Origin of the sequence: Collinsella sp. AM12-1 (assembly GCF_003472325.1) — a bacterium.
Lineage (GTDB): Bacteria > Actinomycetota > Coriobacteriia > Coriobacteriales > Coriobacteriaceae > Collinsella.
The window spans coordinates 1-6,789 of record NZ_QRLS01000034.1; the positions used below are offsets into that span (position 1 = coordinate 1).

7 protein-coding genes are annotated in these 6,789 nt (G+C 60.4%); 5 read left to right on the forward strand and 2 right to left on the reverse strand.

What is annotated here, in order from left to right; genetic code table 11:
* The first annotated feature begins 179 nt into the window (after positions 1-179).
* The 5 genes from DW136_RS09635 to DW136_RS09655 are packed head-to-tail and all read left to right on the forward strand — an operon-like array spanning position 180 to position 3,881.
* Entirely contained in the window at positions 180-911 is a 732-nt protein-coding gene (locus DW136_RS09635; protein ID WP_022094215.1) for an amino acid ABC transporter ATP-binding protein, read from the forward strand.
* Between the two features lie 8 nt (positions 912-919).
* Positions 920-1,795 carry a transporter substrate-binding domain-containing protein gene (locus tag DW136_RS09640; protein ID WP_118289503.1) on the forward strand — a complete coding sequence of 292 codons (876 nt, stop codon included), beginning with the start codon at positions 920-922 and terminating at the stop codon, positions 1,793-1,795.
* 25 nt (positions 1,796-1,820) lie between these two features.
* Entirely contained in the window at positions 1,821-2,567 is a 747-nt protein-coding gene (locus tag DW136_RS09645) for an amino acid ABC transporter permease (RefSeq protein WP_035136546.1), read from the forward strand.
* 3 nt (positions 2,568-2,570) lie between these two features.
* Positions 2,571-3,209: an amino acid ABC transporter permease gene (locus DW136_RS09650; RefSeq protein WP_118289504.1), complete on the forward strand. Its 639-nt coding sequence runs from the start codon at positions 2,571-2,573 to the stop codon at positions 3,207-3,209.
* A gap of 48 nt (positions 3,210-3,257) precedes the next feature.
* A complete protein-coding gene (locus tag DW136_RS09655; protein ID WP_118289505.1) occupies positions 3,258-3,881 on the forward strand; it encodes an AAA family ATPase in 624 nt (207 codons plus the stop codon).
* 459 nt (positions 3,882-4,340) lie between these two features.
* Here DW136_RS09655 and gltA read toward each other — a convergent pair whose 3' ends face one another.
* Both gltA and DW136_RS09665 read right to left on the reverse strand, forming a co-directional pair.
* Positions 4,341-5,750, reverse strand: coding sequence for an NADPH-dependent glutamate synthase (gene gltA / locus DW136_RS09660; RefSeq protein ID WP_118289506.1), 1,410 nt, complete (start codon positions 5,748-5,750; stop codon positions 4,341-4,343).
* Positions 5,741-6,580, reverse strand: coding sequence for a sulfide/dihydroorotate dehydrogenase-like FAD/NAD-binding protein (locus tag DW136_RS09665; RefSeq protein WP_006235793.1), 840 nt, complete (start codon positions 6,578-6,580; stop codon positions 5,741-5,743). Before DW136_RS09665 ends, gltA begins: the two co-directional genes overlap by 10 nt.
* Between the last annotated feature and the right edge of the window lie 209 nt (positions 6,581-6,789).

The following is a 6,789-nucleotide window of genomic DNA, read 5'->3' on the forward strand; positions in this document are numbered from 1 at the left end:
CGCTTCTAATAAAGAAGGCCAAGATTCGGGACGCAGTTCAATTTGAGTCTGTCCCCAATGAGCGCCCAATGACTAGGCGGAAGATTGCGGGTTCTTTACGGGGGTGCAGTGTGGGCTGTGGAAACGCGGTTCTTTCCGTACAATAGTTCAACTCGTGTAAACGCAGGGAAGGGACATTCATGGCAGACATGATCGAGATCAAGCATCTCAACAAGTACTTTGGCGACCTGCATGTGCTCAAAGATATCAATCTCACCGTCAAGCGCGGCGAGAAGCTCGTAATGATCGGGCCTTCCGGCTCGGGTAAGTCGACGCTCATCCGCTGTGTCGATTATCTTGAGGAGCCCACGTCGGGCGAGGTCGTCATCGACGGTACGCCGCTCACCAAAAAGAATCACCTGGAGATGGCTCGCAAGTATAGTTCCATGGTGTTTCAGCAGTTCAACCTGTATCCCAACATGACGGTGCTCGGTAACCTGACGCTCGCGCCTATCAAGCTGCAAAAGAAGAGCAAGGAGGAGGCGACCGAGATCGCTATCGCCGCGCTCAAGCGCGTCGGCATGGCACATAAGGCCGGTGAGTATCCGCAGAATCTCTCGGGCGGTCAGCAGCAGCGCATCGCCATCGCCCGCGCCCTATGCACCAAGCAACCCATCATCCTGTTTGACGAGCCGACCTCGGCACTCGACCCCGAGATGGTGCAGGAAGTTCTGGACGTTATGATTGAGCTCGCGCAGGAGGACATCACCATGATCTGCGTGACGCACGAGATGGGCTTTGCGCGCCAGGTGGCCGACCGCGTCATCTTTATGGAGGACGGCCGCATTCTGGAGGAGGGCACGCCCGAGCACTTCTTCGATAACCCCGAGAACCCGCGCTGCCGCGAGTTCCTGTCCAAGATTCTGCACTAGGCGCGGTGATGGACATGACGGATATGACGAGGGCGGCCGTGTCGCGCCGTCACTTTTTGCAGCTGGCTGGCGCCGGCATGCTTGCGCTGACGGGGGCCGCGCTTACCGGTTGCGGCAACTCCACCAGCGGCGAGGTCTCCGACAAGGGGTCCAAGCTTGCGGCCATTAAGTCGCGTGGCCATCTGAATGCCGGCGTTAAGAAGGATGTTCCCGGCTACGGCTATTACGACACCGCCAAGGGCCGCTTTGAGGGCATGGAAGTCGATTTGTGCTACCAGATCGCCGCTGCCGTCTTTGGCGTGAGCTACAAGGAAGCCCGCGCCCAGGAGCTTGTCGAGTTTACCGACGTAACGCCCAAGACACGCGGCCCGCTGATCGATAACGGCCAACTCGACGTGGTCGCGGCGACCTACACCATCACCGACGAGCGCAAGAAGAGCTGGGATTTCTCGACGCCGTACCGCACCGACTACGTGGGACTCATGGTCAAGAAGCGCTCGGGCTTTACCTCGATTGAGGACCTGGACGGCAAGGTCATCGGCGTGAGCCAGGGTGCTACCACGCAGGGTCTGATCGAGCAGATGATCAAGGACAACGGCTTTAGCTGCAAGCCCGAGTTTAGGGCCTTTAGCGGCTATCCCATCATCAAGAGTTCGCTCGACGCCGGCAATATCGACGTCTTTGCCATGGACCGCTCCACGCTGGCCGGCTACATGAACGAGACCGTTGAGCTGCTGCAGCCCGAGGTCAAGTTTGGCGAGCAGGGCTACGGCGTGGCGACCAAGAAGGGCTGCGACCTTTCGGCCGTGGTCGATCAGGTGATTTGCGATCGCCTGGCCGACGGCTGGCTCGACCAAGAGGTCAAGACCTGGGGTCTTGTATAGGCGCATCGTCCAAGGAAGGAATCAAATGCTCGAAGGATTATTTGACGCCGACCGTTGGTCGACGACATTTCAAAACATGGGGCCCTTCTGGGAGGGCTTTGGCGTGACGCTACAGGTGGTCGTTGCCGGTCTGCTGCTGTCGCTGGTGCTGGGCACGCTGCTGGGCGTGTTCTCTACCACTCGTTCGCGCGTGCTGCGCGCCATAAGCCGCGTGTACGTGGAGTTTTACCAGAACACCCCGTTGCCCGTGCAGGTGCTCTTTATGTACATGGCCGGCCCGCAGTTTTTGCAGGCCATAACCGGTGCCGACCAGCCGGTGCGCATCGCGCCGTTCGTGCTGGGCTTCTTAGGCGTGGGCCTGTATCACGCGGCCTACATTTCCGAGGTCATCCGCACTGGTATCGAGGCGGTTCCGCGCGGTCAGATGGAGGCGGCCCAGAGCCAGGGCTTCACCCGTGCGCAGGCATACTGGTACATCGTGCTGCCCCAGACGTTCAAGATCATTCTGCCCCCGCTGTGTAACCAGGCACTCAACCTAGTCAAGAACACGTCGGTGCTGGCGCTTGTGGCCGGCGGCGACCTTATGTACCGTTCCGACAACTTTGTGAGTCTGTACGGGTACCTGCAGGGATACATCGTCTGCTGCCTTATGTACTTCATCATCTGCTTTCCGCTCGCCATGCTGGTGCAGTGGCTCGAGCGCCGCTCCAAGGAGCGTCCGCGCGGCGTGAGCCTGGCCGAGCTGGGGCTCGACAACGTAGAGGAGGCCTAGCGCATGGAAATCTTCAACGCGACCAACCTGCTCTACATTTGGGGCGGCTTTGTTAAGACCATCGAGATCTCGGCGCTGTCGATCTTTTTCTCGCTCATCTTTGGCACGGTGCTGGCGCTCGTCAAGAGCTATGCGCCCCGCCCGTTCCGTATTTTGGTGAGCGCCTATATCGAGCTGTTCCGTTGCACGCCAAACCTGCTGTGGATCCTGTTTATCTACTTTACGGTGCAGGGTTTGGACATTGTGATTTCGACCATCGCCTTTACGCTGTTTACCAGCGCCGTTATGGCCGAGATTGTGCGCGGAGGCCTCAACTCGATTCCGTGCGGCCAGTTTGAGGCAGCGCAGAGCCAGGGTTTTGGCTTCTTTGCCACCATGCGCTACATCATTCTGCCGCAGACGTTTAAGACGATCATCCCGGCGCTGTTTAGCCAGTGCACGACCGTCATTAAGGACAGCTCGTATCTTTCGGGCATTAACGTGGCCGAACTCATGTACACGGCAAACGTCGTGATGGCCCACGCGATCGATCTGTCGCAGGTGCTTATGCTCTACGGCCTGGTGTTTGCGATGTACTTTGTGCTCAACTTTGGTATCTCGCTGCTGGTCCGCGCATATCAGAGGCGAATGGTGGCAGCGTAGAATGTGGCAAAGGGACAGCCCCTTTGTCACATAGAGAAAGGAATCGCGATGAGCGATCTGGAGAATAAGAAGAATCCTGTGGTCATTACCATCGCGCGCGACTTTGGCGCCGAGGGCCACGAGATTGGTCGCATGCTTGCCGACGAGTTGGGGATTCCGCTGTACGATAACGATCTGCTGGTGCGTGCGTCGCTGCGCGCGGGCGAGTCGCTCGACAAGATGGCCGCCTACGACGAGCGCCTGGCCGTGGAGAACATGGCGTTTCTGCCCGACCGCTACGATGCGCGTTCGTACTCGGACAAGTTGTTCCAAAAGATGAGCCAGGTGATTTTGGATCTGGGCGAGACCGAGAGCTGCATTATCGAAGGCCGCCTGTCCGATTATCTGCTGCGCAACAACCCCAACCACATTGCCGTGTTGGTGACCGCACCCTTTGAGGACCGCGTCGAGATCGTGCGCAAGAAGCGCGGCCTTAACAAAAAGAAGGGCGCCAAGCTGGTCAAGCAGCAGCAGAAGGCGCGCGAGGCGTTCTATAAGCGCTATAGCGCCGGAAAGTGGAAGATGACGAGCGGTAAAGACATCGTCGTCAACCGCGCCAAGCTGGGCCGCGAAGGCTGCAAAGACGTTATCGCCGCTGCCTACCGCTACAAAGTCGCCCAGCTCGAAGGCTAGCCGACCAAACCCCCACAAAGGGGACAGGCACCTTTGTGGGGGTTTTGTTTTAGGCCGAGGGAAAGGCCTTGGCGGCAGTGCCTATCCTCGGCTTTTGCAAAATCTCGATCTGTAACACCAAGCCAGCGAAAATGGCTCTAACTGTTACAGATTTAGATGAACCGTTCGGCCGTCAGCCCAACGTCTTGATCTGTAACACCAGGCGGCATATTTGGTCTCTAACTGTTACAGATTGAGATGCGGCGTGGGCGGCCGGCACAATATCTCGATCTGTAACAACTGCAGGGCTCAACGGACTCCAGCTGTTACAGATTGAGACAAAACGACCGGGCAAGTCCCCAACCACCACAAAGGTGCCTGCCCCATCGTGGTGGTTGGGGCGGCCGGCATAGAAAAAAGTCCCCGCCGGGCGTGTGCTCGACGGGGACTTTGCCGTTTGATGGCTAGTGCTGCAGGTGATTACTCGCCCAGCAGGCTCTTGGTGATCGAAGCGGCGGCCTTCTTGCCGGCGCCCATCGCCAGAATGACCGTAGCGGCACCGGTGACGATGTCGCCGCCGGCCCAGATGCGGGGATCGGTGGTCTGGCCGGTCTCCTCGTCGGCGACGATGTAGCCCCACTTGTTGAGCTCCATCTTGCCGCCGATCTTGGCAGCGAAGGGGTTGGCGTTGGTGCCGATAGCCGAGATCGCGACGTCGCAGGGGATCTCCTCGATGGCGCCCTCGATGGGCACCGGGCGACGGCGGCCGGACTCGTCGGGCTCGCCGAGCTCCATCTTCTGGACCTTGACGGCGCACACGGAGCCGTCCTCGCCAGCGACAAACTCGAGCGGGGAGACGAGCGGCAGAACCTCGACGCCCTCGGCCTTAGCATGGTGCAGCTCGGCGCGACGGCAGGGCATCTCGTCCTCGGTACGACGGTAGGCGATGATGGCGTGCTCGGCGCCCAGGCGCTTGGCGGTACGGACGGCGTCCATGGCCACGTTGCCGCCGCCAAAGACAACGACGTTCTTGCCGTGCTTGGTGGGGGTGTCGTACTCGGGGAACTTGTTGGCCTTCATCAGGTTCACGCGGGTGAGGTACTCGTTCGCGAAGAAGACGTTGGGCAGGTTCTCGCCGGGGACGTTGAGGAACTTGGGCAGGCCAGCGCCGGTCGCCACGTAGATGGCGTCGAAGCCCTGCTCGAACAGCTCCTCGGCCGTGGCCATGTTGCCCACGACGGAGTTGTACTCAAACTTGACGCCCATGTCCTCCAGGCCGTCAATCTCGCGCTTGACGACTGCCTTGGGCAGACGGAACTCGGGGATGCCGTAGACCAGCACGCCGCCGCCGGTGAAGAAGGCCTCAAAGACGGTGACGTCAAAGCCGTTACGGGCGAGCTCGCCGGCGCAGGTGATGCCGGACGGGCCGGAGCCGACGACAGCGACCTTCTTGCCGTTCTTGGGGGCCATCTTGGGCGTGGAGGCGAGCTCGGGGCGGTCACCCAGGAAGCGCTCGAGCTGGCCGATGGCCACGGGCTCGGACTTCTTGCCACGGATGCAATTGCCCTCGCACTGGTTCTCCTGCGGGCAGACGCGGCCGCAGATGGCGGGAAGCATGGAGTCCTCGCGAATGGTATCGAGAGCGCCGCCGAAGTCCTTCGCGCGGATCTGCTCGATAAAGCGGGGGATGTTGATGTTGACGGGGCAGCCCTCAACACAGAACGGCTTCTTGCAGTTGAGGCAGCGCTCGGCCTCGGCCAGCGCCATCTCCTCGGTGAAGCCCTTGTCGACGGGGCGGAAGTCGCAGGCGCGCTCGGCAGCCGGCTCCTCGTTATCGGGGGTGCGGGGCGACTTCATATCGGCAACGAAACGACCGTTAACTAGTGGCATGCGCAGCTCTTTTCCTCATAAGCCTTGAGGGACTCGCCCTCTTCGGAACGGTAAGCGGCCTGGCGGGCACGAAGGTCATCCCAGTCGACCAGGGTGGCATCGAAGTCGGGGCCGTCGACGCAAGCGAACTTGGTCACGCCGCCCACCTCGACGCGGCAGCAGCCGCACATGCCGGTGCCGTCAACCATGATGGGGTTGAGGGACGCGGTAATGGGGGTGTCGTACTTCTGGGCGGTGAGGGTCGAGAACTTCATCATCGGAACGGGGCCGACGCAGAAGACCTGGCTCACGGCCTTGTCCTGCAGCAGGCGCTCCAGCGGAGCGGTGACAACGCCCTGCTCGCCGTAGGAGCCGTCATCGGTGGTGATATGGATGTGGTCCTCGTCGAGGAGCTCGCGGAACTGGTCCTCCATGAGCAGGAGGTCCTTGGTGCGGGCGCCCATGATGGCGTGGACCTCGTGGCCGGTCTCGACCAGGTGCTTGGCGACCGGGAAGGCAATTGCCAGGCCGACGCCGCCGCCAATGACGGCGCAGGGGCCCTCGGCCATCTCGGTGGGAACGCCCAGCGGGCCCACGACGTCGCGCAGTGACTCGCCGGCCTCATAGGTGGAAAGCATCTCGGTGGTCTTGCCGATCACCATGAAGATGAACTCGACCCAGCCCTCGTCACCGTTCCAACCAGCTAGGGTAAACGGGACGCGCTCGCCCGTCTCGTTGGCGCGAACCATGAGGAACTGTCCAGCGTGCGCATGTTTGGCGATTGCGGGCGCCTCGATGCGGAACTTGAACACCTTCTCCGAGAACTGCGTCTTCTCCAGGATCTTATACATAGAACCCCTCTCTTGTTAGGGCCGCCGAACCGTGCCTCCACGGAAATGGACGGTAGCCCGAGTAAAACCGTACGCGCACAGGCGTTGTGCAGACATACGGTGCAAATTATACCCTCATGGACATGCTGTTTACGTGTGTCTTCGGCGGTTGGGAAAAGGGTTTATCCACTCCTTGATTCTCATTTTCATTGCAACAGCCTCAGGACTCA